Origin of the sequence: Vibrio sp. Vb2880 (genome assembly GCF_033337975.1) — a bacterium.
GTDB classification, from domain to species: domain Bacteria; phylum Pseudomonadota; class Gammaproteobacteria; order Enterobacterales; family Vibrionaceae; genus Vibrio; species Vibrio alginolyticus.
Genome location: NZ_JAWORT010000021.1, coordinates 21,805 through 46,246, shown reverse-complemented (window position 1 = coordinate 46,246; position 24,442 = coordinate 21,805). Strand labels below are relative to the sequence as shown.

Genomic DNA, 24,442 nt, shown 5'->3' with positions numbered 1-24,442 from the left:
GAATAAGTATCATTGCATGCTCTTGTTGACAACAAAAAGATAAATACAATGATGAAAAGGACGTTTTCTTTCAATCTCATCGTACTTGCGATGAGCAGTGGATACGCAGTTAGCTCAATAGCAGCAGAAGATCTTCAACAAACATCGACTCCGAGCGATGAGCAATTGGTTGTTGTAGGCAGTGTGATGCCGAAATCGATCTCCGATATTCCAGGAACGGTTTGGTTTGTTGGCCAAGAAGAGATTGCTCAGCAATATCGTGCGGGCAAGACACTGGGTGATATTCTTTCTGCAACCATCCCTTCTTTAGACGTCGGCACCGGTGGTCGAACTAACTATGGTCAGAACCTTCGCGGTAGAGCAATGTTGGTAATGATTGATGGTGTCTCGTTACAGTCTTCTCGCCCGATTAGTCGTCAGTTAGATGCAATAGACCCATTCAACATCGAGCGAATTGAAGTACTATCTGGTGCAACCTCCATTTATGGTGCAGGCGCTACTGGTGGTGTTATTAACATTATCACCAAGAAAGCGTACTCGGATGACTTGTCGTTTGAATCCTACGTGAGTGGCACTACAGGCTTTAATAGCAGCGATGACTTTGATTACAAACTCGCTCAGTCTATCTCGGGTGGTAATGAGCGAATTACCGCTAGAGGTTCGGTTGTGTACACCGAGGCACAAGGTGCATTTGACGCAAATGGCGACATTGTCACCCCAGACATTTCACAGGGCTCTTTGCAGTATAATTCAACGCTCGATGTTATGGGATCGACCGAGATTCAAATCTCCGATGCCAGCAAGTTAAACCTTGTCGCACAATACTATGACAGCCAGCAAGATTCGCCATACGGTTTGTACATTGTTAACAATAAATTTGTTGATGTACGAGAGGGGTTCGATTCCGACCGTGAACATGGTACAGAGCGAGTTCTCTTAAGTGCGAACTACGCTCACGACAGCGTATTCGGTCATCAACTGATAGGCGAGTTATCTTACCGTAGTGAAGACCAAACCTTTACTCCTTATTACCAAAGTGCCTCTCAACAAAAAACAGAAGTTTTTGCTGGGCGCTTAGCGTTAGCTAAAAGCTGGGAGTCATTCAAACTTGTTTATGGTGTCGATGCGTACTTAGACCGTTTTGAAAGTAACCAGGCTCTGTTCGATCCAACCATTGCGAACAGCTCTGGGAACTTAATTAATCGAACCTATGCCGAAGTGGGGCGTTACCCAGATGTTGATGTGGCGTCTTACGCAATGTTTGTCCAAGGGGATTACCAAATCAATCAAGATTGGTCAGTACAAGCAGGCTACCGCTACCAATACATGGACAATAAGATTGATGATTTTGTTGCCTATAGTATACAAAAGAAGATCGCATCGGGTAATGGTGTATCAGCGGATGCGGTACCAGGTGGCAGCACTGACTACTCTGTGAGCTTATTTAATTTGGGCACTATTTATCAGCTTAACGATGAATCTCAGCTTTGGGCGAACTTCTCTCAAGGTTTCGAACTCGCTGATCCTGCAAAGTACTACGGCCAAGGTAGCTACGATGCCGCGGATGCAAATGGTCACTACGCGTTGAACAATAGCATTAATGTATCTGACTCAAAAATGTCGGGCATCAAAACGGACAGCTATGAAATTGGTTACCGATTAGATACGGATACTGTCGCACTGCAAGCGGCGGGTTACTACTCGGTTTCGGATAACTCAATCAAGTATGACAAGAAGACGCTCCTAATCACCAATGTTGATGACGAGCAACGTGTATACGGTGCCGAAGCAAACATTAACTACTGGGTAAACCGTGATATTTTGTTAGGTGCATCAGGTCACTATGTGGTTTCTGAGCTGAAAACCAACGGTAAGTGGGAAGATCTAAGCGCGGGTAAAGCAAGTACATCAAAAGCGAACGCGTGGGCGGCTTACTATCAGGATGGCTATTCAGTACGTTTACAAAGCCAGACGATGTTTGATTACGAAGATGACGCAAACAATAAACTAGATGGATACACTACGTTTGATCTTCTTGGTAACGTAACACTACCTATCGGGCAGTTAGGTTTTGGTATTCAAAACCTATTTGACGAAGACTACACAACCGCTTGGGGACAACGTGCGCAGATTCTTTATGCAGCACACTACGATGCAGCAGCGTACGACTACAAAGGAAGAGGTCGCACATTCACACTGAACTACAGTGTCGAATACTAAAGCTAACTCTCTCCGAATATCAAAAAAGCCGCTTGAAGCGGCTTTTCTTTTAGGCTTGATCTGTCTGCGCTGTGTCTACAACGTTTTCCGTGTGTTCTGAAGTTTGGTTTTGTTCTTCAGCTTCCATTTTCGCGCGTTCAGCTTTGGAGATATAACGCGGCTTATTGCTCTTATGTAGCTTAGCGTTATGCTTCTTCTGCTTCGCTTTCAAGATCTGATTGATTTTCTTCTTGCGGTTCATGGTGGTGGTCCTTTAATTTAGCGAGGCAGGATAGTTACTTTTTTATCAAGTTACAACTAAATAAGCGCCGGTATCGGTCGCAAAATTCAAGTACGTTCCTATGTCCAATCATCTATCGCGTTTTAATGGAGCCCAAATGAAAACACTGTACACCGAACGTTTGATACTGCGTCTTGTGAGTGTAGATGATGCACCATTTATACTAGAACTTTATAACCACCCAGACTTCTACCGTTTTGTCGGAGACAAACAAATTCGTACCGAATATGAAGCGGCGCGTTACATAAAAGAAAACATGCTACGCATGCAACAAATTAAAGGCGTGAGTTTACTCGTTGTAGAGAAGAAAGAAGATGGGCAACCCATCGGGATTTGTGGGTTGGTTAAACGTGACACATTACAACACTATGATCTCGGATATGGATTTTTACCTCCCGCTTATGGCTTCGGCTACGGAACGGAGTCTGCAACCGCAGTGCTGGAATACGCTAGAGAGGAAATGAAACTCGATAATTTGGTTGCCATCACCAATAATGACAATATTCGTAGTATAAGTTTGCTCAAAAAACTGGGCTTTGAGTTTGAACGAGTTGAGCAGCAATATGATAATGGCCGCACGTTAGAACTTTACACAATGATGTTGTGATTTTTGGATAGCGCATGAGCAATATTTTACTTGGCAAACTCGCCACTGAATTTAAGACAGTAAAAGCCATGGTAGAGGTTTACTGTCATGACCATCATGGAACAAAACGTGACTTATGCTCAGAATGTAGTGAGCTGCTTGAATACGCAGAAGTGCGCCTCGACCGCTGTCCTTATGGAGAGAATAAACCGACGTGTAATAAATGTCCGATTCACTGCTACAAACCAGAGCCGAAAGAACAAATGCGTTTGGTCATGCGTTACTCTGGCCCCAGAATGTTACTGAAACATCCCATCTTGGCGGTTCGTCATTTGCTTCATGAAAAGAGCATGGTACCGGAAAAGCCTGCAGCGAACGCGTCAAACCGTCACAAGCGTTTATCTAAACAAAAATGCGAATAATAAAAAAACGAGGGCGACATGCCCTCGTTTTCGTTGAGTTCGTTGAGTTCGTTGAGTAGAAGCGGCGTGATTAGAGGCCAGCGGCCATACGCTGCTTGGTTTTGCTCGCAGCAAGTAGCATGTATACGCCAGTCGCAACCAAAGCGGCAAACAAGTAGCCTAGTAAGCCGTGTTCTTGGCCCATAAATTTATCAGCGACAACTGGGCCAGCAACAGAGCCGATGCTGTAGCTAAACAGCATGACTTGTGTCGCAGAGACAATAAAGCGTTCATCAAGTCCTTCGCAACCTAAGTTGATTGCTATCGGGTACAAGGCAAAAGTAGCTGCACCTAAAAAGAATAATGCAGCAGCCAATACCACGGCTGACGAGGAAATAAAGGTCATACCGATCGAAAAAATACCCAAAATACAGAAAAACGCCATTAGCACTGTGCGGCTCATGTATTTGTTTAACGCGGTCACCATTGGTTGAACTAGCATGCCACCTAGAATCACTAGCGCCATCAATGTACCAATGTCTTGATGGCTAATTTTACGGTTAGTTAACTCAACTGGCATTAATCCGTAGATCGCACCTAAGGTCAAACCTGAAACAACACAACCAATAATTGCTGCATGGTTTAGTTTGGCAATTTGCTTAAATGATAAAGCGGTTGATTCATGGCTGTTTGGCTGCTCACAATCAATGAACATTAACACCAGCATAGCCATTAGGATCAACGTCGTGATCGCAATAAACGGAACGCCGCCACTTACGCCAAGCACGCCAATACCAAACTGGCCTAATGCTGAACCACCATAAAGCGATAGCATGTACAAGCTCAAACGTTTCGCACGCGATGCTTCGTCTCCAGACATTAGCCAAGACTCAACAATGACAAAAACACCAGCAACCGCGATACCCGCTATAAAGCGAGCGGCAAGCCACATCAATCCGTTAGCAAACACGGGCAGTGTGACGATAGTTAGCGAAAATACGGCCAAGCAACCAATAAACGCGTTACGGTGACCAACTTGACGTACGATACGTTCAATAAAAATAGCACCGGTTAATAAGCCGCCATAAAACACACTCGCCAACCAACTCGCGTAATCTGCTGAGATGTTGTATTCACCGAGCATGAGAGGGATCAAGCTCATTAAATAGCCCGAAGCCACCGCATAAAGAGACAGTGCGACGACTGGAACTGTAACTCGTGGTGATGCTGCAGGAACGACTGTGTTTTCCACTGTTTTGCGCCTATAAGTTAAATGAAATCTAAGGGTTATTCGGCGCGAATATGAGGCTAATAGTTAGGCAAGTAAAATGATAAATTTAAGTCGTTTCGATAAATAATATTTGTTAACTAGATAGGTTGATAAGTTGCATAAAAACGCCAACCTACAAACAAGGTTGGCGTGGAAGATTATTTAGTAAGTGCTTGATTTAACCATTGATCGAATTGAGTTTTAGGTAACGCACCATTGATCATATCAACGCGTTGACCATTCTTGAAAACCATAATGGTAGGAATACTGCGAATACCAAATTGCGTCGCAAGTTGTTGTTGAGCTTCGGTATCAATCTTAACAAAACGAGCCGTTCCGGCTTGCTCATGAGCAACATCAGAGAAAACAGGAGCAAAGCCAACGCACGGGTTGCACCATGGGGCCCAAAAATCTACTACAACAGGCATATCACTTTGTAATAGAGCAGAAAAGTTATCTTGTGTACCTTCGATAGGCGAGCCGTCTAAAAGTGCACTTTTACATTTACCGCAAGTTGCAGATTCGGCAACGCGCTCATTAGGGACACGATTTAGACCGCCGCACGAAGGGCAGCGAGTTTTAAACGATGACATGACTTCTTCCTTTATTACGTATTGATGAAAACATGACTTACCAGTCAGCCTCATTATTTGTATACTTATTTTTTAACCTGCCGAAATAACGCAGCGCAGGTTTGTATTTGAGCCTAAGGTTCTAAGAAATTTTATTAAAATACAACAATAAATAGGTCTGCGATGACAAATTACTACGCTGAAATTACAGGTTGGGGGAAATGTGTTCCGCCAGCCGTGCTCTCTAACGATGATCTTAGCACTTTCCTCGATACTTCCGATGAGTGGATTCGTACCCGCACTGGTATCGAAAACCGCCGTATTAGTCATGTAAACACGTCAGACATGGCGACCGTTGCTGCTAAACATGCATTAGCTCGAGCAGGCGTCGATGCAACAGACGTGGATTTAATCATTGTGGCGACTTGTTCACCAGATTCATTGATTCCAAATATCGCGTCTAAGGTACAGCAGAACCTAGGTATTCGTGCAGCCGCTGCCTTTGACTTAAATGCCGCATGTACGGGATTTGTCTATGGCCTAGAAACGGGCACACGTTTGATTCAATCAGGTAACTATCGTAACGCGATCATTATTGGTGCGGAAAGATTGTCATTCTACATCGATTGGGCAATGCGAGATACCGCTGTTCTATTTGGTGATGGTGCGGGCGCCGTTGTGTTATCAAGAACGGAAAAAGAAACGGGTTTACTACAGTCTCAAATCGGTTGTGACGCAAAAGGCCGCGATATTCTGTCCGTACCAAAGTTTGGTACTTGTATGGATCGCTTTGCGGAAGACAACGGTTACTGGGATTTCAACTTTGTAGGACAAGAAATTTTCAAACGTGCAGTAAAAGGCATGGGGCTAGCTGCGAAAACCGTACTGAAAGCATCACAGTTAACGACGGAACAAATCGATGTTGTGATTCCGCATCAAGCGAATATTCGTATTATTCAAACCTTGTGTGACCTGTCTGGAATTCCACACGACAAAGCGTTTGTTAACATTCAAAACTATGGCAATACTTCAGCTGCGACGGTGCCAATTGCATTGTGTGAAGCGGTAGAGCAAGGTCGAGTTAACCCAGGTGATAATATGCTTCTTGCTGCATTTGGTGCAGGTTTGACATGGGGTGCGGCAGTATTGAAATGGGGTGACCGCGTAACGCCAATTGGTGAAAGTGATGCGGTTCTGCCTGAATGTGAGCAATCCGCGCTAGAATTACTTGAGCGTGCCATTAAGCTGTGTAACGAACGCCGTCGCGACGAGGTGTAACGGACACTTTGCAAACATAAGATGAGTAAGGGAGCGCGAGGCTCCCTTATTTAATGATGCGTTCTACAGCTAACCTGTAAAATATCTTACGACATAAAACCCAGGTTTGAATGAGTAAAATTACGGATGTTCGGGAACACGTATTCCAGTGCAGCGTTATCACTCACGCCCATCCACTGCGCTAGTGTTGAACCAACTTGATCAGCGGCAATTTTGGGTATGAGTCGGCCTTGAGAGTAATCATCGTTTCCGCCCAGTATTAGTTCCGGCCATGTACCGATAGGTTGTTTCCCATTTACCGCGCCTCCAATTAATAGTTGATGGCCACCCCAGCCATGATCGGTACCATTTCCGTTGCTCATCATCCGTCGACCGAAGTCAGACATAGTGAAGGAGGTGACTTGCTTGTTTAGCCCTAACCGTTCGACCGCACGATACATTGCTAAAAGGTTTGTCGCGAGATCCTCAAGTAACACTGGATGACGTGCCAGTTGCGAATCGTGTAGGTCATACCCAGAGTGTTTAACGAAAAAGACTTGTCGTTGCTGCTCCAGGACATCTTGGCTTGCTATCAATTTGTACACGGTTTGCATCTGCTTGCCGAGCGTCGATGACGTAAACAGCGGCTCGTCAGCAATGTGGTTGAGTTGCTCGCTCAGTACACTGCTCATTACCATCGACTCATCAACCATCAAATTAAAATGACCATTAAATGGATTGTCAGTTTGATGAGAGAGAAGGCGATCATAGATACCTTTGTATAAAGGGTTATCAATCGCGGTAAGCTGAACCGCGCGATCTTTTTTCAGGACGGTTTGGCGGTGTTCCATTGCCCGTAACCAAAGCGAGTTGCCATGCACACTGTATAGCGGTGTTATTTCTGATTCAGAGTTTAATACATCCAACATTCTGCCAGCCCAACCAAGATTTTTAGACTCGCTCATTCCACCAAGTAACCAAGCGTCTGTTTGAGAATTATGAGAAAACAGTTGCTCGGGAAGTGATGCTTCACCTTGCTCAATAGCTTGTTTGGTGACGGGATGGTTGAGAATGCCACTATTGAGCACGATGCTGGCATCGCCTTGTTCGAAAACGGAAGTTAACGCATTTAACTTTGGGTGTAAGCCGAGCTTCACTGGGTGATTTGAGCTATCGACAGCACTCAAATTGATAGGGAGTATGTCTTCTTTGGCGACAGAGAGTGGGCCTCTGACTTTGGAATATTGATGATAGTGCGCCTCCGATAATGGCAGTATGGTGTTGAATGCGTCGTTTCCGCCTGCTAAATACACACATATTAATGCTCGAAAGTCATTGGATGGCGCTGCGAGAGAGTAACCTGGCAGACTAAGAGAGGCTAGTGCGCCCATCGATAGCGTGCTTTGTATAAAATGTCGTCGTGAAATATCCATAATTCACTCCTAATCCTGAATATAGAATTCGTCGCCAGAAATGGCGGTAAATATCACTAGAGCGAGTTTTGTTGTTGGCACATAGTCCCCACGATAATTATTCAGGGCGGTGAGCATAAGCTCTTTCAATTCAGCAGAAGCCGTTCCAGCAAAGAAACGCTCGTTAACCAATTCGACTAAGGCACGGTGATCGTCCAGAAGAAGATAAAACTCGTTAAGATCGAAGTGGTAGGAATCACCACCTCCTCTACGAGTGCTGGTTAACATATAGTTGACCAAATCGGTATAAACAGACCAATTGAGAAGTTCATACTCTGGAGAGTTAATACCAGACTCCGTAAACTCGTTAGACGGCTGATAGTCTGGAGAGTAAAAATTAAACACGGAAGGAGAACGAAGCGGCCCTTGATTAGCGATGTTCATCATCGTTGTTGCGTCTTCGTAACGTGATCCTTTAACCGTAAAACCTGATGCTCGATGAAAATTAGTCAGGACCAGTATCGGTTCTTTCACTTTTATAGGCGGGGTATCCGTCATCCCTAATGCTTCAGGGTCGAGCAATATGGCTCGAACAACGGCGGTTAGATCGCCTTTTTCTCCTTCCCCATTGTTGTTAAATATCGTCGCAACACGCGCGACGTACTCTGGGCTTGGATTTGAACTGACCAAACGTTGGATAAGTAACTTTGAAACAAATGGAGCAACATTTGGGTGAGACATCAACATATCAATCACTTTTGAAAGCTCTTCTTGTGCGGTTAGACCCGATGGGATCACGTTCCCTAGAAATCGCTTCTCGCCGGTGTCGTGCCGTTGACTGATAACTCGCATCGGTTTCACGAATGCGATGTCGGAATTTTTCCATCCAGTTAATGCTCGCGCGAGCTCTTGAATATCAGTTTGATTGTACGTGGGGATAGGTTTGCCTGTTGCGTGGTTTAGCTTTTTACTGCCATCTAAATTGAGTTCATACAAACCGATAGTGAATAACTGCATTAACTCTCGAGCAAAGTTCTCATCGGGAAGCGTTCCTGTCGTACTATTTTCTTTTGCACTACCGAGCATAGACAAATAGCTCCCCATGACTGGATGGATGGAAACGTCATACAACAGGTCTCGGTAGTTGCCAAACGCATGTTCAACCAACAGATCGTAGTAATTCACTAACCCTGTAGGTTTGCTGGAAAGAACGCCGCCATAACGAGAAACGACTACGATCTGACTCAATGCATAAGCCATTCGCTGTCTGAGCTGATCTTCAGCAGTAACAACAATTTGATACCAAGCATTTTCGCGGTTTGACTGTAGGCCTTTAGAAAAAGGCGTTTGATAAAGTGGTTGATGGTAGGTTGCTGGCAGGTTGATTTGTTCCTGTATCCAGTCCTCTAACCCGTTTTCCCTAACCTCATTAATTAACGCAGGAGTTGGTCCAAAAGAGGTTTGATAGAGAAAACGCGCAACGGTTTGATCGGATGGGGATTGCTGTATTTGTGCTGATACATTAGGCACATGGCTCAGCAATAAGATAGCCAATCCTAGTACCCAAGCAGAGATTTTATTTAGCTTCTGACGTCTCATAGTTAACTCGCTTACCCGAAGTAACGATTTAAGTCCATTTAACGGGAGTTATTAAGCTCTTTTGAGCTGTTTAGTAAATTTATGAAAATCAAGCAGCTGCATAGGCGAGTATAGTAGCTATAAGTGGTGAACAAAAAACTCAAACGGTGAATTTGGTACTATAGTGCTAGAAGTTTTTGATGCTATTTTTTCTAAGATACTGATATTAAATATGGCCAGTGAAGAGTAATAAGAAGAGATATCGCAATGGATATAGAAGGGGGACAGCTAAAGTACTGTTAACAAGAGATTGGTATGTTTGTTAAGGCTTAAGTTAGTTTCAAGAAATTATTGAGCCAATAAATAAAGTCCATTGGTTTGCACAAGAGAAAACCACACGGATGTTCTCTTGTACAAAGCAACAAAGGTTATTTTCGGGCAAGCTTATGGTGAGCACGAGAAAAGTGATCGGCACAAAATGCGCCAACAATCGAGAGTTCGCCAGCCAGACAAAGCGCAGCTGCGACTTCGGCTAACGCTTTCGCTTTGCCGTTGCCGTGCAAACCCAAAATATCCAAACATGCTTTTTGTGTTGGAAGGCCAGTACCACCACCAACCGTCCCCACCATGATGTTTGGCAAGGTCACGCACGCGTACAAGTTGCCTTGAGCGTCCACATCCATACGAGTGATTCCAATGGCAGACTCTGCAACGCAAGCGGCATCTTGACCACAAGCAATGTACAGCGCGGCAAGCGCGTTTGCGTAATGCGCGTTGACGCCAATTGTCCCGCTGAGTAAACCGCCCACTGTGGTCATTTTGCCAAATTGAACCATAGACTCCGGCGTCGTATGCAGATATTTTTCCACCAACTCAGCAGGAATGGTCACTTCGGCGGATACTTTCTTACCGCGTACCGAGCGCAGTGTGTGTGCGTTTGGTTTTTTGTCGCCTGATAAGTTGCCATCCAAGAATGCTTGAGTTGGTTTGATTGGGCTGGTCGCCAAAATATGATGGAACACTTCGTTTGTTGCGATGGTCACCATGTTTTGTCCGGAAGCGTCACCAGTCACGTATTCAAAGACCAAATAAACATGGTTTCCTTCGATATTTACATTGATGTCTTTGAGTTTGCCATGTGAGGTGGTGGATTCCGCTATTTGACGAAATGCGTCAAACTGGGTCACAACCCAACTGACGAACTGGCCAGCGTCGGCAAGGTTATTAAAGGCGAACACTGGCGTTCGGCTCACCCCTTCACTCAGCAACAATGCGCTCGCGCCACCAGCGGCGGTGATAAGATTTGCGCCACGGTTGTAGGAAGCGACTAACGCGGCTTCTGTCGTTGCGAGCGGAACCAAAAAGTCATCGTTCGCATACAAGCCGTTGACGCGCAAAGGGCCTGCAATGCCGACCGGCACATTAACAGTACCAATGAAGTGCTCGATGTTGTTGGAGTAAGCATCGCAATGTGACTGCGTGAAAGGATCAAGGAGATGATCTTTATTGGTCACGTGTTCCAATACTTGCCAACGGCGCGCCAAATGCTTATCCGATAGGCCAGGGCTTAAGCAGAGACGTTTCTCTGGCTTGTGAAACTTCGGTTCTAATGCCGATTGAATCTTACTGCTGGTTTCGATATCGGAAAGGGCGGAGCTTTGAACAGGGTTATCTTGGTTTAACTTCGGCATACAAACGTTAACTGAAAAATCGAACCAGAGATTGTAGTGATTGAGGCTTTGATTACAACGTTGATTATACGTTTTGCAACAAATACCACTATGCAAGCGCCTTTATTATCCAAGTGATTTGATATTGGAGCGACGAATTTACCGGACATAAATGGGTTTTGACAATGAATGTTGCAGTAAATGGCAGATCCGGGAGGTTATGGCTTTTAGAGAAACTGGCCTGTAGGTGTTTGGATTCGGCAAGGTGTAAGCATGAGCGCCTTAAAAGCGGAATGGTTCAATCTATGAAAGGAATAAATTGTCTAACCCAGTCCCTTGGGTCAGACGTTAGTTTGAATCGGTTGTTCAAAAACTAGTTGAAGGCGCGAGCCACACGTCCCGCACTTTGAATACGGTAATGGCCAACGTAAGCAGGAACAAATACAGATTGTCCCTTCGCGGCGGTTAACGTCTCACCGTTATCACTGATGAGTGTCAGGTCGGCATCAATCGCCATCAAAATCTCTGCGCTATTGGCATCAACCACTTCATTGTTCGGTTGGTTAAGAATGCTGAAACTAAAGTCTGCCACTGGGACCGGATAAAGGCTTTGGCAACCATTGGCATTGGGTTTAAGAACAAGGCTGTTAAACGGCTTAGGCACAAAATCTGTGCATTTAACCAGTTCTTCAACATCCATATGTTTCGGCGTGAGTCCTGCACGCAAAACGTTATCTGAGTTCGCCATGATCTCTAATCCCGTACCTTTAATGTAAGCGTGTGGCGTTCTTGCGCTCAGGAACATCGCTTCGCCAGGTTGCAGCGTGATGACATTCAACAGTAATGGCGAAAACAAGCCGACATCGCCAGGGTATTGAGTGGATAGATCCAAGATGAGCTGGTAAACGTCGCTGTCAGTGCCTTGTTCCGATTGACGTGAAGCGTGGGCAAGAAGCTGTTTCAGTGCTCGCTCTTTTGTTTCTCCTTCCATGGTAAGAATGTGCACAAAGAAATCGCGTAAACCTTGTGAGTTGATTTCGCGTTTGAATGTGTCAAGAGGCGCGCGTAGCTCATCGATATCGCAAAGGCTAAATGCCTCAATAATCTCGGCATACGAGCGAAAACCGTTCATGGCTTGGTAACTTGTCAGCGCGTACACCAACTCTGGTTTGTGGTTTGGATCCTTGTAGTTACGATGGCTTGCGTTTAGTGGGATCCCGGCACTTTGTTCTTTTTCGAAGCCTATTTCGGCATCTTGTTTGCTTGGGTGAACTTGAATCGACAGTGCATGTTCGGCCGCTAAGATCTTAAACAGAAAGGGCAGGTCGCCAAATTTCGCTGCGGTTTCTGCTGATAAGTAAGCGGGTTGGTTTTGTTTGATCAGTTCAGACAAAGGCAGCGTGTTCTGCTCAATCTGAACTTCAGAGCAGCCGTTTGGGTGAGTACCCATCCATACTTCTGCTTGAGGCTCATTCGTTTCGTTAGAAAAGCCAAACAAATCGTGAATAGAAGAGGTGCTTCCCCAAGCGTAGTTTTGGATTTTGTTGTTCATTTGAAAGAAGCTATGCGATGAAATAGTGTTCAAATTCATGAATTTTTCCCATAGTTAACCCTCCGAACTGAATCGGAAGAAAAATTGAGCAGAGATACGTTAAATAAGGTGGGCGAGCGCGGTTAGGTCACTCGCCAATTTGCCCGAAGGGCGATAAGTCGATTTACAACCGAGGTTTTGGTTCGAGTGGTTTTCGTGATGGTTGCGCTTGCAAAAATGGCAGCAACAAAAGGCCAATGACGGCTGCACAAACTGAAATGGTGATGAAGAAACCCGTCCAATGATATTCTTCAAGAATTAACGCCAGTGGATAACCAGACAATGCTGCGCCCATGTAGGCGAACAAGCCCACGAATCCTGTTGCCGCGCCGGCAGAGTCTTTGTGAGAGCACTCCGCCGCCGCCATACCGATCAGCATTTGTGGTCCAAAGACAAAGAAGCCGATGGAGAACAATCCCGCTGCTTGGAATGCAAAGTTGGTCAGAGGCATTAGCCAAAGCGCAGAGACAGATAAGAAAATCCCAATCGCGAACAGCAAGTTCATTGGTCCACGGTTACCGTCAAAGAGTTTGTCTGAGCCCCAACCCGCAACCAATGAACCAACAAAACCGCCAATTTCAAACATCGACAGAGCAGCGTTGGCATTAATCAGGCTATAGTGATGCTGCTCGGTCAAGTACAGGTTTCCCCAGTCATTGATTGCGGTTCGGACGATGTAAACCAACACGTAACTGAACGCGAGTAGCCAGATGTATTTGTTGTTAAATACGTACGATTTCAGAATTTCTCGGTAGGTGAGGCCACGTCCGTAATTTTCTTGCGCAAGTTCTAGTGCGTCGTTGCGCCATTGTCCGACACTTGGTAAGCCCATTGTTGTGGGTTTGTCGCGCAATCGCCAACAAACGAATAGACCGAGTAATACCCCGATGATGCCGGGTAGAATAAAGCCTTCACGCCAGCTGTAGTGCAACGTTAAATAGCCCACCAAAATAGGGATCAGAGCGCCACCAACGTTGTGTGCGGTGTTCCAAATCGCCCATAAGAAGCCACGCTCGGAGCGTGAATACCAAGTGGTTAACAGCTTGGAGCATGAAGGCCAGCCCCAGCCTTGGAACCACGCGTTTAAGATCCACAGAGTAATGAAAGCCGCGAGTGAGCTAGAAAAACCGAACGCGATATTGACCAGACCTGTCGCAATCAATCCTAATCCCATGAAATAACGAGGGTTAGAGCGATCTGAAATCGTACCGGAAATAAACTTCGAGCAGCCGTAAGTAATGTAGAAAAGCGTACCGATAAGGCCCAAATCGCCCTTATCTAAGCCAAGATCGGTAATCATCGCTGGTGCGGCGTAGTTAAAGGTCTTACGAGTAAAGTAGAAACCTGCGTAGCCGATGTACATCCCCAACATAATGTGCAAACGCCAATGGCGGTAACGCTGGTCGATTTGCTCGTTGCTCAGACTCGGTTGAGTAAATTTAGGTGAACGTAAAAATCCAAACATCTTGAGTTACACCTTAGGTAAAGTAATGCTGATTTGTGTGCCGATCACTTGATCGCTGGTGGAGTAGATAACCATTTTTCCACCTAACGCGTGCACACGCTCTTGCATGCCGCGAACGCCCATGCCTTTCATGCTGTCCTGAACTTTGAAGCCGACACCATCATCGTGAATCATCAATGACACCGCCGCTTCTCCGATCGTCAGTTCAATAGTGATCAACTGCGCTTCTGCATATTTGGCGGCGTTATTCAATGACTCTTGGCATAAACGGAATAGGGTGACTTTGAGCGTGTCACTCAAGTTGGTGTAATCGCCTTGCCAGTTCAGTTGAACAGTCGTTCCGTGATTGGCAAATTCCATCTCTCGCGTCAGTTGCTCGACGGATTCTTTCAAGTCCAAATCATCCAGCATTTTTGGTCTTAGCTTGCTTAACAGTCGCTTAGTGGTGTCGTACACGTTGAGGGAAAGCCCTTCGATCATGTCGGCGCAACCCACGCTTGTTTCTGTGTTATTTACCCGCTTAATGATGTTGGCTTGTGTGCGGATCGCCGTGATGTTCTGTCCAATTTCGTCATGTAGCTCGCGCGCAATATCGCGTCTTACCGATTCTTCCGCTTTGATAAGCTGGCGAGACAAATTCTGATTGCGTGCAAGTTCGCCGCGCAGTTTGTGATTGAGGTCTTTTTGTTTCTGAACCCCTAAGCCGAGCATAATGCCGGTGATGGTTTGCGCCGAGAGAGATAATAACAAATCGGTGATTTCTAGATTTGATACGCCGCTGCGAGCCGCAATCAGCGCAATGCTGTTGAGCATGGTGGCGAGCAGGGCTCCTTGCCAGCCGTAACGAAGTGCCAACACGATAATTGGGATAGCCATACAAAATGGCGCAAATCGTTTTAGCTCTTCAGGTAAACTGGTTTGCACCAAAATACTGCCGATCAAAAGCAGCGCATAAAGCACGATATGACGCACCTGAAATACAACGGCATTACTAAGTAGGAGAGAGCTAAGCGGAGACCAACGACTTTGGAACAAATAGCTCCACAACAGGTAGCACATAGGAACCAGCATCAGCCCACCAGAAATACTGGCTAACCACACCATGTAAACAGAAGGCACGTGAAAGCCGACCGCCATTACGTTGATGAAGGCGGTAATGATGATCACAACGCCCATTACGGCTAAGTGGCGGTTTTGGTCACCGTAGTAGTATTTTTTCGCAATCAGTGTGACCGGGATACTGGCAATGCTCGCAATCAGCACGGTAAGCCACTGCGGTTGACCCAGTAACATCGCAAGTGCGATGGAAAGTCCCCACTCCGAAAGGTAAATCGTCGGCCAATAAGCGGCACGAGTGTGAAGGGCGACACCTAATCGTAAAGCGAAAGGAAACAATAAGATCGCCAACTCGGGATCATTGACAAAGTAATAGGCAATCACCCACAAGCAAAACCAGGCGCAAGCCATAACAAAAAGTCCGCAAATGGTGGTAACAGCATAAGCTCGCATTAAAAGGACTCTTGAGAAAATAGTTTGGCGAGCTCAACGTTGTTTTTCACGCCGAGTTTGTCGATGGCATTCGCACGATGAACATGCACAGTCTTGTGGCTCAAGCCAAGCTCTGCCGCGACAGACTTTACATCCAACCCAGTGGCAAGTAGCTGACATACCTCGTTTTCACGTTTTGTCAGTTGGCATAGAGAGGTGGTGTTGTCTCTAGGCGTTGCAAGTTTAAGTGCAATATCTGATGTGAGGTAACAGCCGCCAGAAGCACTGGTTCTCACGGCTTGAATAAGTTCGTCTGGGCTACAGCGTTTACTAAGATAGCCTTTTGCACCTAGCTTTAGTGATTTTTCCACCATCGCAGGGGAGTCATGCACGCTAAGCATCACGCAGGCAATGCCAGTTGGTATTTCGCTGAGAAAGTTTAAGCCGCTTTCATCTGGCATGGAGATATCTAGGATGACGACATGAGGGTGTACCGCAGGCAAGCCTTTTCGCGCTTCGGCGACAGAGCCGAATTCACCAACAACGGTAATATCACTTTCTAAATTTAATAATTGTGCGAAACCTGAACGCACGATGACGTGATCATCAACTAGAGCAACATGAATCATTATTACAACCAAATAGAGCAGACGACTAACAACAATAAGCTCCAACAGGAGCCAATAGAAAAATCTTTAATGATACTGAATTGAGCCATGCTTTTTAATGATCTTGCGCGCTTTACCGAAGTAAAGCGCGCAGAGAAGTTAGGCTTGGTTTTGTGCAAGTTGAAGCTTCTTCGCGTGTCGAATCTTCTTCTCTTCCGCGATAGCGACGAAAGCAAGCAAAACAATACAAATCATGGCGGAGGTATCTAGGGCTGCGAAGGTACCTTTCCAACCTGTTAAGCCGAAGATAGGTGTACCGTCTGCAATCATACCGAGACCAAGTTTCGCGAAGCTGTCACCGATTAGGTAAGCGAATGTACCTTTTACGCCGTCAGCCACACTGATTGCTTTTTTAGGGACAAAACCAACCGCGGCAACACCGATAAGAAGTTGCGGACCAAACACCAAGAAGCCCAATACAAACAGTGAGGCCAAGTACATGAACTCGCTAGTGGCGTGTTGGTAGAACTCAAGCGATACGATGATCAAACCAAGAGACACACAAGCAACCAATGCGCGGCGACCGTTTGCTAAGTCAGATAAGTAACCCCACATCAAAGTACCCACAAGCGCACCGACTTCGAACAGAGTAAAGCCAGAGATTGCCGTTTCTTTTGACAGACCAAGCTCTTGGTACGCGTATACCGTTGACCATTGGTCGATACCAATACGCACGATGTAAAGGAAGATGTTGGCAAAGCAAAGTAGCCAGATAACTTTGTTTTTAAGAACGTATTCAACAAATATTTCTTTTTTGGTCATCTGGTTTTCTTCTGCGGCGGTGTCTTCTTCACTCACTGCTTCATCGAAAAGTTCTTCTACTTTACCTAGACCGTAAGCTTCTGGAGAGTCGCTACCAAAGCGCATACCGATGAAGCCAACGATGATCGCGATGATAGAAGGGAACACGAACATGCCGATTACGTGGCCGTCGAATAGGTAGTTGGCACCGAAAAGAGCAACACCCGCTGCGCCCGCACCACCAACGTTGTGTGACATGTTCCACAAGCCTAAGTAAGAGCCGCGTTTGTTACGAGGTGTCCATTTTGTAATGGTTGAGTAACTAGAAGGGCCACCAGTACTTTGGAAGAAACCACTTAGAGCGTAGAAAGCCACCATCAAGAACAGGCTTGCACTACCGCCGCCCATGCTGAAGCTGAAACCAAGCATTGCAAGACCTGAAAGGATCAGCATAAAAGGGAGGAATTGCTTGGTGTTCTTACCGTCAGCGTAGTAAGACACAACGGTTTTACCGATGCCGTATGTGATGGAGAAGCCAAGGCCAATAAGACCTAGGTCTGTCATGCTCAAACCGTAAGTTGAGATCATGTCGTTTTGCGCGACATTGAAGTTCTTACGAATCAAGTACATGGTTAGGTAGCCGATAAATACGACCAAGTAAGATTGGATGAACGGTTTAAACCACATCTTTCTTCTAACTTCGACGGGAAGATCGAGGGTCGGCTTCCGCACCTGTTCGAGGAATTTTAACATGATGAACTCTCTTGTAATTGTTTTAGAAACACAACGGAGACCGTTATGCGCTCTTGTTACCTTTGACTGAGCGGAATTCTAGAGAGTGGTTTTGTGAGGCACATGAGATGGTTGCCTAGATCGACTAGGAAAAATTCCTAGAAATGCCTAGGAAGGCGGAAAAGCGTGAAAAGAGTCACACAAAATCCTTACTAATCTATGGGTCTTTGACAGGGTTCTTATCGGATTGGAAAGCGTTCAAATGCAAGCAGGTTAATATACGCAAGCTTAGTGCTGACAAGGGGGGATCACGTTTGGTTGGAGAGAATAGTGTCTTGTCGCTAAGTATCAATTGGGAACGAGAAGCAAACAACAGAGACCCAGAGGTCTCTGTTAGAAATATTAGGAATTCGGCTAGGTTGACGTGTTAAGGCGCAGGGCTGTATAGACGCGGCGAGCCGTGTTTTGGTAAGTGAATTAGGTTCAAATGGTTTCTTCTTGCCCATTCGACAGTTAACGCTGTAGGTGCAGATAAGCAAACCAGAGTGGGGATACGCGCACGAACGGCTTTGTGGATCAACTCTAAGCTGCAACGGCTTGTCATGATTGCGAAGCCACTTTGAGGTTCGATGTGATTGTTGGCCAATGCGCCAATCAACTTATCTAGCGCGTTGTGACGGCCGATGTCCTCTCGGCACAACTTGATGTTGCCTTGTAAATCTGCAAATAAGGCGGCGTGTAACGCGCCAGATTCACGTGCGGCTTCTTGATGCAGTGCGACTTTATCTCGCAGCCCTTCGAATACATCGGAGCGCGGAGGAAGAGACGGTGTCAGCGGTGCTAAATCAGGCAAAGCTTGTTCCAGAGCCTCGACGCCACAAATGCCGCATCCGGTTGTGCCTGCAAGATTCCGACGTTGTGTTTTTAGCGCCCAGAAAGCGCGGTTGCTGATTTCCACTTCCGCATAGTGAGATTCGTGATCGCCACCAATTTCAATGTCTTTGATCTCTTTGAAGTCGTGGACGATGCCTGTGCTTAGGCTAAATCCTTTCACGAAGTCTTCCAGATGGCCTGGCGTCACCATCATGACCGCTTGGCTAATGCCGTTGTAGCTGATAGCTAAGGCGGATTCACTCGCCAGCGACATTTGTTGCACTGGGCGGCCATCAATCAATTCTCGGTAATTGAACGCACTTGGTTGAGGTGGTGCTTGATTGAAATCGGACAGTTCAAAATAAGATTGAGTAGTACATCTCATGAAATCACCTCATAAGCCGTTATGTATGCCAAAAATTGACGTGTGGATTCTTGTTATCGATTAAAAATGTTTTTTGCTTCTGCGAAGCACTGATCCGTTAGCGCGGAGAAGGGTTCTTGTTTTCGCTTTAACAAACCTAGCGGGGCGTGAACGGCGGCTTCTTCGATAGGGATAATGCGAAGCGTATCGTTCAACTCTTCCAATCCACAATTCAGCGGCATAATGGCGCAACAAAGGCCACTGGTTACTGCTTGGATCAAGTGAAAGGTGGAGTTACTTTCAATGACGGTTTGCGGAACCAGCCCTTTACTCACAAAGCTAAGATCAATGGAGTGGCGATAGTGCATGCCCTTCGAAAGCAGCCCTAGCGGAATGTTATTGAGTGACTCCCATAACACTTCAGATTCGGCAAAATCAAAATGACGCTCATCGAATAAAACGCCAAGTTTGGTTGAATCTAGCTCGATAACATCGAAGTAAGCGGTGTTAACTTGATCGACATAACACATCCCCAAATCAAGTTGATTTCGATTGAGTTGGTCTATGATCTGTTCGGTCGTCATGGAGAGTATTTGAAAGCGTAACTCAGGGAACTGTTGAGCTAATGGTTTGAGCAATTGCATAGGGTTTTGGCTGGCGAGTGGCACCATTCCAAGCCGAAGAGAGCCGACCAATTGACCACGGCAGTTGGCGGCTTCGGCTTGCAATCCATCATGAGCTGCTAAGACGGTTTTTGCCCAAGCCAAAATGCGTTCTCCGGCTTCAGTAAATCCTTCAAATCGTTGACTTCTTTGGATTAATTCGAGATCGAGTTCTTCCTCTAGGCTTCGGATCCTCATGGACAAGGTAGGCTGCGTAATGTGGCACAATGCGGCGGCTTGACCAAAGTGTTTGGTCTGTTCAAGTGCGATGAGATATTTAAGTTGTTTGATATCCATAATGGCTTGTTAACCTTGCGTTGTGAGTCACATGTACGGGGGAACTCCCTAAAAAGGGCACAGCACTACCGTACTTTTTAAGCGCTGGAGCGTTTTAACTAGGGAATGGAAAACCAAAACCAAGTCAAGAATAAAACCACACTCAAAATTGATCTGAATCAAGGCTATTCCTGATATTAATTAGGGTCAAATTTAAAGTATCTATAGTGTGATAGATATTATCTATTATCAAGAGTAGAGATTTTATTGAGTTCGTTAATCGAACTAGGTGGAATCGAATGGGAAAACGATTAGCCTCATAAATTGTATTGATTAAAAATGTGATAACCGTCAGTGGAAAAATTCGTCATAGATTTTGTTTATCACTCGGTCAGGATTATCAATTGGACGCATATTGAATATCGACTTAATCTTTGATTTAGATCAAAACGCAACAATGCAAATTGAATCTACCAGTCTTAGAAACAGTAGGCGGGTATCCGATATCAAGAATCTAGATAAGTAAACGCTCGGACAGGCGAGAGCATGTTGAGTGGTTACTTATTTGGATTAAAAAATACATGGATTAGAAACTAAGCCCTTCAATACTTCCGCATTATCTCAATAAATAACGCGCTTGTTTTCACGGGCACCCTGCTTGCTGGTATATCTGCGAGGAGTAAAGTCGTGAGCCAAAAAGAACAAATAAAAGCATACAAAGGTCCAGCTGGTGGTTGGGGTGCACTGAAAGCCGTAACCAGAAGTTGGTGGGGCAGTGAAAATGCAGTTAAAAACATTCGCACTATGCTCAAAACCAACCAAAATGGCGGTTTCGACTGCCCGGGATGTGCATGGGGTGAGTCGCCAGATAGCGGTAAAGTCAATTTCTGTGAGAATGGCGCGAAAGCGGTAAACTGGGAGGCGACCAATCGTCTGGTTGATCCTGAGTTTTTTGCCAATCACAGCGTTTCTTCTCTCTCAACGCAAACCGATTACTGGTTGGAATACCAAGGCCGTATCACGCACCCAATGCGATACGATGCAGAATCCGATCACTATGTGCCAGTCTCTTGGGATGAGGCTTTTGCACTTGTCGCGAAGCATCTCAATCAATTGGATTCACCGAACCAAGCGGAGTTTTATACCTCTGGTCGTGCAAGCAACGAAGCGGCGTTTTTGTATCAGCTATTTGTCCGCGCATTCGGTACCAATAACTTTCCAGATTGTTCCAACATGTGTCACGAAGCCAGTGCAATAGGGATGAAAGACACCATTGGTGTTGGTAAAGGCACAGTGATCTTTGATGATTTTGAAGAAGCTGATGCGATTTTCGTGATTGGTCAAAATCCGGGCACGAACCACCCACGAATGCTGGAACCTCTGCGCGAAGCGGTAAAACGTGGTGCACAGGTTATCTGTCTAAACCCGCTGAAAGAGCGCGGATTAGAGCGTTTCCAAAACCCACAAATGCCGATTGAGATGTTGAGTAACGGCTCAGAACCTACCAACACGGCGTACCTGCGTCCTGCTTTAGGTGGAGACATGGCAGTGTTTCGTGGCATCGCGAAATTCTTGTTGCAATGGGAACGCGAGGCATTGCAAAACGGTGGCAAAGCGGTATTTGACCGTGAGTTCATCAAGCAACACACGATAGGTATTGATGAGTATTTGGCTGAAGTGGACGCAACCTCTTGGGAACACATCGCTGAACAATCGGGTCTTGATTTAAGTGAAATCGAGATGGTGGCGAGCATGTATCGACGTGCAGAACGTGTGATCATGTGTTGGGCGATGGGGTTGACTCAGCATCGTCACTCTGTGCCAACCATTAAAGAAGTCGCAAACGTGCAAATGTTACGAGGTAACGTTGGTAAGCCGGGCGCGGGTCTTTCACCAGTGCGTGGTCACAGTAACGTTCAGGGCGACCGTACGATGGGCATTGATGAAAAACCTTCAGATCTGTTATTGGATCGCATTGAAAGTCGATTTAACTTTGCCGTCCCGCGTGGTGAAGGCCACAACACTGTGCAAGCCATTAAAGCGATGGAAGAAGGACAAGCGAAAGTATTTATCGGTTTGGGCGGTAACTTTGCACAAGCAACGCCAGACACAGAACGTACGCACAACGCGATGCGAAACTGTAATTTAACCGTACACATTTCGACGAAGTTAAATCGTTCTCACCTTGTCACAGGTAAAGGTGCGCTTATTCTTCCGTGCTTAGGCCGTACCGAGATTGATCAGCAAGCGACGGGCCCACAAGGTGTGACGGTTGAAGATACTTTCAGCATGGTGCATATCTCATTTGGTCAGCTAAAACCGCGTTCGGAGCATTTGCGTTCAGAACCAGCGATTATTGCTGGTATTGCCAATGCGACACTCGGGGCAAAACCAATTGATTGGTTGTGGGCAATTGAAGATTACGACCGTATTCGCGATTTGATTGCCGACACGATTCCGGGCTTTACCGACTTTAACCATAAGCTTAAACACCCAGGTGGATTCCACTTGGTAAACCCAGCTGCCGAGCGTCGATGGAATACACCAAGCGGCAAAGCACAGTTCAGCTCTAGCGAGTTGCCGAAGCAGTTGATCAGCGAAGCGATACTCGAAAAAGGCCAAAAGCCAGATTTGATCTTGCAAACCATGCGCTCACACGACCAATACAATACGACACTTTACGGCTTGAATGACCGTTATCGTGGAGTATTTGGTATGCGCGAAGTGCTGTTTATCAATGAAGCGGATATTCGTAAACTCGGTTTTGAACCGGGCGACAAAGTGGACATGGTGTCATTGTGGGAAGATGGAGTTGAGCGCCGTGTGAGCGGATTTACGCTTGTTGCCTATGATGTACCAGCAGGTCAGGCGGCGGCTTACTATCCAGAAACAAACCCATTAGTTCCTTTGGACAGTTATGGGGATAGAACGTTTACGCCAACCTCTAAGTTTATTGCGATAAAATTGGAAAAATCGACATCCGATAAAATCGCTTTGGTGGAAGCGGAATAGTGACCAAACCGGCACAACGACATTTCCGATAAGCAAACGGCTGATATTAATTATCAGCCGTTTTTAATTGCGCTCAGTCTGCATTTAGTGCGCATAGCTTGTGTATAATGTTAATGACATTATGCTGCTCGATAATAGACAGATAAGGCCGATTTGAATCTAATTTCAAGTAGTAAAACTAATAAGAAGATGCTTATGACCTTGAAAAATATAATTAAATTAACAATCAGTCACTTAGTGGCAGTTTCTATTGGCATTGCGATAGGTATCTATACTTTACCGATCCTTATTGCACCACCTGCGCCGACCGATGAACAAGTTGCTAAGAGCAAGCAAGGTGCAGAATACAGCGCAGTGTTTAAGAGGGAACTCAAAGGTAGCGATGCTTTTCATTGGGGAGAGGGAGAGATTCATTTGAGTTCTGAAGTCATTACGTTGTTAGGAAAACTCGCTCCCGGACCAGACTATAAACTCTATCTATCTCCTAAGTTTGTCGAAACGGAACAAGAGTTTAATGACCTTAAATCTGAAATGAGCTTAATTGGTGATGTCAAAACGTTCGATAACTTCGTTGTTGAGGTTCCTCAAAGCACTTCAATTTCTGAATACAATACGGTTGTTGTATGGTGCGAGACATTCGGTGAGTTCATTACTTCGGCAAAGTATCAATAAACCTTAGCAGTAGAGTGAAAGGCTTTTCTTTTCACTTTACGCTAGGATGTTGTTTCGCATAATTAAGAGGCAAAGACTCTTAAACATTCTAAATTTAAGAGCCTTTGTTTAGAGTTATTGACAGAACCATTCGACTTGTAAGTCGTTTTCACCTTTCAGGCTACGTTCTGGAAAAACAAGATTTCGAACTATTTAGAGTTATTCTCTGTTTGGCTTGTTTCGTTCGATGACGCTAATCGCAATGGCTAAAAATAGAATATCTTTTACTAAAAAGAAGTTTGTCACCAAAACCCCATCAGACACTTTCCATGTATTCGGTGTCGTAATTAGAAAGCTGAGTGTCGCAAGAAAAATAATTGCGGCGGCTATGCCAGAAAAATAAGCGACTCGTGTGTTTTTAAGGCCAACGATTAATCCAATAGCGACAATGATTTCTGTTGCGCCAATGATGCTTGATACGGCTTGAACTGACATCACATCATACAACCAACTCATCAGAAAATGATTTTCAACGAGCGGTTGTATAAGCTTGGCCTCTGTAGGTGTGAATTTATAAATACCAATCCATATTAGAACTAAAGAAACGCCGAAAACTCCGATAAGATATCCAATTGAGTCACATTGATGATGGCTTTTTACGTTTTGCATAATT

At 45.5% G+C, this 24,442-nt stretch carries 20 protein-coding genes; 6 read left to right on the top strand and 14 right to left on the bottom strand.

Annotated elements, in window-relative coordinates; all coding sequences use genetic code 11:
* The first annotated feature begins 48 nt into the window (after positions 1-48).
* Positions 49-2,220 carry a TonB-dependent receptor gene (locus R7M92_RS19385; RefSeq protein WP_318134047.1) on the top strand — a complete coding sequence of 724 codons (2,172 nt, stop codon included), beginning with the start codon at positions 49-51 and terminating at the stop codon, positions 2,218-2,220.
* A 49-nt stretch (positions 2,221-2,269) separates the two neighbouring features.
* Here the strand turns inward: R7M92_RS19385 and R7M92_RS19380 are convergent, their stop codons facing one another.
* Complete coding sequence (locus R7M92_RS19380) at positions 2,270-2,461, bottom strand: DUF2986 domain-containing protein (RefSeq protein ID WP_042520968.1); 192 nt, start codon at positions 2,459-2,461, stop codon at positions 2,270-2,272.
* A 136-nt stretch (positions 2,462-2,597) separates the two neighbouring features.
* Here R7M92_RS19380 and R7M92_RS19375 point away from each other — a divergent pair, with 136 nt between their 5' ends.
* Both R7M92_RS19375 and R7M92_RS19370 read left to right on the top strand, forming a co-directional pair.
* Positions 2,598-3,107, top strand: coding sequence for a GNAT family N-acetyltransferase (locus tag R7M92_RS19375; RefSeq protein ID WP_256902684.1), 510 nt, complete (start codon positions 2,598-2,600; stop codon positions 3,105-3,107).
* Positions 3,108-3,121: 14 nt separating this feature from the next.
* Positions 3,122-3,508 (top strand): nitrous oxide-stimulated promoter family protein, encoded by a 387-nt coding sequence (locus R7M92_RS19370; protein WP_256902685.1) that lies wholly within the window; start codon positions 3,122-3,124, stop codon positions 3,506-3,508.
* A 70-nt stretch (positions 3,509-3,578) separates the two neighbouring features.
* Here R7M92_RS19370 and R7M92_RS19365 read toward each other — a convergent pair whose 3' ends face one another.
* Positions 3,579-4,739 (bottom strand): MFS transporter, encoded by a 1,161-nt coding sequence (locus tag R7M92_RS19365; RefSeq protein ID WP_151515542.1) that lies wholly within the window; start codon positions 4,737-4,739, stop codon positions 3,579-3,581.
* A gap of 176 nt (positions 4,740-4,915) precedes the next feature.
* On the bottom strand, positions 4,916-5,350 hold the full coding sequence (gene trxC / locus R7M92_RS19360; protein WP_005387991.1) for a thioredoxin TrxC: 435 nt from the start codon (positions 5,348-5,350) through the stop codon (positions 4,916-4,918).
* Between the two features lie 162 nt (positions 5,351-5,512).
* On the opposite strand from trxC, the gene R7M92_RS19355 reads away from it, so the two are divergent.
* Positions 5,513-6,607 (top strand): ketoacyl-ACP synthase III, encoded by a 1,095-nt coding sequence (locus R7M92_RS19355; RefSeq protein WP_005387993.1) that lies wholly within the window; start codon positions 5,513-5,515, stop codon positions 6,605-6,607.
* Between the two features lie 86 nt (positions 6,608-6,693).
* On the opposite strand, the gene R7M92_RS19350 is transcribed toward R7M92_RS19355, so the two are convergent.
* The 10 genes from R7M92_RS19350 to R7M92_RS19305 form a co-directional block, all read right to left on the bottom strand.
* Positions 6,694-8,019 carry a DUF1501 domain-containing protein gene (locus tag R7M92_RS19350; protein ID WP_318134042.1) on the bottom strand — a complete coding sequence of 442 codons (1,326 nt, stop codon included), beginning with the start codon at positions 8,017-8,019 and terminating at the stop codon, positions 6,694-6,696.
* A 9-nt stretch (positions 8,020-8,028) separates the two neighbouring features.
* A complete protein-coding gene (locus tag R7M92_RS19345; RefSeq protein ID WP_318134040.1) occupies positions 8,029-9,597 on the bottom strand; it encodes a DUF1800 domain-containing protein in 1,569 nt (522 codons plus the stop codon).
* 407 nt (positions 9,598-10,004) lie between these two features.
* Positions 10,005-11,267, bottom strand: coding sequence for a hydroxymethylglutaryl-CoA reductase (locus tag R7M92_RS19340; protein ID WP_149192249.1), 1,263 nt, complete (start codon positions 11,265-11,267; stop codon positions 10,005-10,007).
* A gap of 352 nt (positions 11,268-11,619) precedes the next feature.
* On the bottom strand, positions 11,620-12,837 hold the full coding sequence (gene manA / locus R7M92_RS19335; RefSeq protein ID WP_176311570.1) for a mannose-6-phosphate isomerase, class I: 1,218 nt from the start codon (positions 12,835-12,837) through the stop codon (positions 11,620-11,622).
* A gap of 124 nt (positions 12,838-12,961) precedes the next feature.
* Positions 12,962-14,302, bottom strand: coding sequence for an MFS transporter (locus tag R7M92_RS19330; RefSeq protein WP_206949015.1), 1,341 nt, complete (start codon positions 14,300-14,302; stop codon positions 12,962-12,964).
* 6 nt (positions 14,303-14,308) lie between these two features.
* The gene (uhpB, locus tag R7M92_RS19325) at positions 14,309-15,811 is read right to left on the bottom strand and encodes a signal transduction histidine-protein kinase/phosphatase UhpB (protein ID WP_225478083.1); all 1,503 of its coding nucleotides are present in this window, start codon (positions 15,809-15,811) and stop codon (positions 14,309-14,311) included.
* Positions 15,811-16,419 carry a transcriptional regulator UhpA gene (gene uhpA / locus R7M92_RS19320; RefSeq protein ID WP_065275325.1) on the bottom strand — a complete coding sequence of 203 codons (609 nt, stop codon included), beginning with the start codon at positions 16,417-16,419 and terminating at the stop codon, positions 15,811-15,813. The genes uhpB and uhpA overlap by 1 nt, the downstream gene beginning before the upstream one ends.
* Before the next feature lie 138 nt (positions 16,420-16,557).
* Positions 16,558-17,952 carry a hexose-6-phosphate:phosphate antiporter gene (gene uhpT / locus R7M92_RS19315; RefSeq protein WP_021707729.1) on the bottom strand — a complete coding sequence of 465 codons (1,395 nt, stop codon included), beginning with the start codon at positions 17,950-17,952 and terminating at the stop codon, positions 16,558-16,560.
* Between the two features lie 406 nt (positions 17,953-18,358).
* A complete protein-coding gene (fdhD, locus tag R7M92_RS19310; RefSeq protein WP_017447522.1) occupies positions 18,359-19,189 on the bottom strand; it encodes a formate dehydrogenase accessory sulfurtransferase FdhD in 831 nt (276 codons plus the stop codon).
* A gap of 53 nt (positions 19,190-19,242) precedes the next feature.
* The gene (locus R7M92_RS19305; RefSeq protein ID WP_005460961.1) at positions 19,243-20,127 is read right to left on the bottom strand and encodes a LysR family transcriptional regulator; all 885 of its coding nucleotides are present in this window, start codon (positions 20,125-20,127) and stop codon (positions 19,243-19,245) included.
* 666 nt (positions 20,128-20,793) lie between these two features.
* Between R7M92_RS19305 and R7M92_RS19300 the strand changes: the two genes are divergently transcribed.
* Together R7M92_RS19300 and R7M92_RS19295 are read left to right on the top strand one after the other, a co-directional pair.
* Positions 20,794-23,118 (top strand): FdhF/YdeP family oxidoreductase, encoded by a 2,325-nt coding sequence (locus tag R7M92_RS19300; RefSeq protein ID WP_318134038.1) that lies wholly within the window; start codon positions 20,794-20,796, stop codon positions 23,116-23,118.
* A 195-nt stretch (positions 23,119-23,313) separates the two neighbouring features.
* Entirely contained in the window at positions 23,314-23,790 is a 477-nt protein-coding gene (locus tag R7M92_RS19295) for a DM13 domain-containing protein (RefSeq protein ID WP_318134036.1), read from the top strand.
* A gap of 198 nt (positions 23,791-23,988) precedes the next feature.
* On the opposite strand, the gene R7M92_RS19290 is transcribed toward R7M92_RS19295, so the two are convergent.
* On the bottom strand, positions 23,989-24,438 hold the full coding sequence (locus R7M92_RS19290) for a DUF417 family protein (protein ID WP_318134034.1): 450 nt from the start codon (positions 24,436-24,438) through the stop codon (positions 23,989-23,991).
* Between the last annotated feature and the right edge of the window lie 4 nt (positions 24,439-24,442).

What these genes read in the sequence shown, in the direction of transcription:
- uhpT (WP_021707729.1), bottom strand. Translation starts at nt 17,952, where the DNA reads ATGTTAAAATTCCTCGAACAGGTGCGGAAGCCGACCCTCGATCTTCCC.
- R7M92_RS19380 (WP_042520968.1), bottom strand. Translation starts at nt 2,461, where the DNA reads ATGAACCGCAAGAAGAAAATCAATCAGATCTTGAAAGCGAAGCAGAAG.
- fdhD (WP_017447522.1), bottom strand. Translation starts at nt 19,189, where the DNA reads ATGAGATGTACTACTCAATCTTATTTTGAACTGTCCGATTTCAATCAA.
- R7M92_RS19385 (WP_318134047.1), top strand. Translation starts at nt 49, where the DNA reads ATGATGAAAAGGACGTTTTCTTTCAATCTCATCGTACTTGCGATGAGC.
- trxC (WP_005387991.1), bottom strand. Translation starts at nt 5,350, where the DNA reads ATGTCATCGTTTAAAACTCGCTGCCCTTCGTGCGGCGGTCTAAATCGT.
- R7M92_RS19330 (WP_206949015.1), bottom strand. Translation starts at nt 14,302, where the DNA reads ATGTTTGGATTTTTACGTTCACCTAAATTTACTCAACCGAGTCTGAGC.
- R7M92_RS19295 (WP_318134036.1), top strand. Translation starts at nt 23,314, where the DNA reads ATGACCTTGAAAAATATAATTAAATTAACAATCAGTCACTTAGTGGCA.
- R7M92_RS19345 (WP_318134040.1), bottom strand. Translation starts at nt 9,597, where the DNA reads ATGAGACGTCAGAAGCTAAATAAAATCTCTGCTTGGGTACTAGGATTG.
- R7M92_RS19305 (WP_005460961.1), bottom strand. Translation starts at nt 20,127, where the DNA reads ATGGATATCAAACAACTTAAATATCTCATCGCACTTGAACAGACCAAA.
- uhpA (WP_065275325.1), bottom strand. Translation starts at nt 16,419, where the DNA reads ATGATTCATGTTGCTCTAGTTGATGATCACGTCATCGTGCGTTCAGGT.
- R7M92_RS19375 (WP_256902684.1), top strand. Translation starts at nt 2,598, where the DNA reads ATGAAAACACTGTACACCGAACGTTTGATACTGCGTCTTGTGAGTGTA.
- R7M92_RS19370 (WP_256902685.1), top strand. Translation starts at nt 3,122, where the DNA reads ATGAGCAATATTTTACTTGGCAAACTCGCCACTGAATTTAAGACAGTA.
- R7M92_RS19355 (WP_005387993.1), top strand. Translation starts at nt 5,513, where the DNA reads ATGACAAATTACTACGCTGAAATTACAGGTTGGGGGAAATGTGTTCCG.
- manA (WP_176311570.1), bottom strand. Translation starts at nt 12,837, where the DNA reads ATGAATTTGAACACTATTTCATCGCATAGCTTCTTTCAAATGAACAAC.
- R7M92_RS19350 (WP_318134042.1), bottom strand. Translation starts at nt 8,019, where the DNA reads ATGGATATTTCACGACGACATTTTATACAAAGCACGCTATCGATGGGC.
- uhpB (WP_225478083.1), bottom strand. Translation starts at nt 15,811, where the DNA reads ATGCGAGCTTATGCTGTTACCACCATTTGCGGACTTTTTGTTATGGCT.
- R7M92_RS19340 (WP_149192249.1), bottom strand. Translation starts at nt 11,267, where the DNA reads ATGCCGAAGTTAAACCAAGATAACCCTGTTCAAAGCTCCGCCCTTTCC.
- R7M92_RS19290 (WP_318134034.1), bottom strand. Translation starts at nt 24,438, where the DNA reads ATGCAAAACGTAAAAAGCCATCATCAATGTGACTCAATTGGATATCTT.